Annotated in this window: 1 protein-coding gene; it reads left to right on the top strand. The window is 33.9% G+C overall.

Annotated features, from left to right (window positions below):
* Positions 1-356 precede the first annotated feature (356 nt).
* A complete protein-coding gene (locus tag DW005_RS13185; protein ID WP_117480127.1) occupies positions 357-593 on the top strand; it encodes a DUF6061 family protein in 237 nt (78 codons plus the stop codon).
* Positions 594-759: the final 166 nt, after the last annotated feature.

Raw genomic sequence — 759 nt, 5'->3', positions numbered from 1 at the left:
GTATGGGCACTGAAACTACCAGTGCCACATACCGACGTACTCAAAACCCACGAGCCACAAAACTTTTCTGCCGGAATTACTAGAAGCCAAAGAAACTGGCAGCGAACATTTGCTCAAACCATATCTTATCCATCCTCACAACTTCATAAAAAATGCCGTCAACCCTTGAAAACTCTATATTTAAGCAAGTCAACTTTATTTTATTCATTACATCATTTTATACCACTTCCCTTATGATTACAAGTGCTGATAAGGGCAAAAATAGGGGAAAGGAAAATTATATCAAATAACAAATAATGAAAAGGTAATTGGTCTGAAAGATATGCTTAAATTTTATAATGTTAGGAGTTGATGGTATGACTTTTATTTCTGCAAGTTATAATATGTACCATAACAGTATTGATATTACTACATTTGATGGCTACATATTACGAATTGACTGTAATAAGGCAGAGGAAGGATTAAAAACTACAGCATGGACTGATCACGTTCTAAATGCAATGGCAATAGATAATCCACTTGAATATGCAGGGCTTTATTTGAATAACGAATTGCAGATATTTATAGATGCTGAAGATAATCTGGATATTTGACAAAACAAAAATGCTTAGAATCTTTTATAACATGATTTTAAGCATTACGAGGCCTTTGATTTGCTGATGTACCCTCGGTAAAAACACATTTTTGATAGTCTGCTTTATTTGCCTATATTCGAGTAAACTCGATATAGGCAAATGCGGCATACCATTTTAATAGGCT

It is taken from the genome of Clostridium sp. AF36-4 (assembly GCF_003435975.1).
Lineage (GTDB): Bacteria > Bacillota > Clostridia > Lachnospirales > Lachnospiraceae > Eubacterium_F.
Note: the sequence above shows the minus strand (reverse complement) of the source record. Positions and strands in the feature narration are given on the sequence as shown.

Bases quoted from the DNA above. Each gene is read 5' to 3' on its own strand.
- DW005_RS13185 (WP_117480127.1), top strand. From the start codon at position 357: ATGACTTTTATTTCTGCAAGTTATAATATGTACCATAACAGTATTGAT.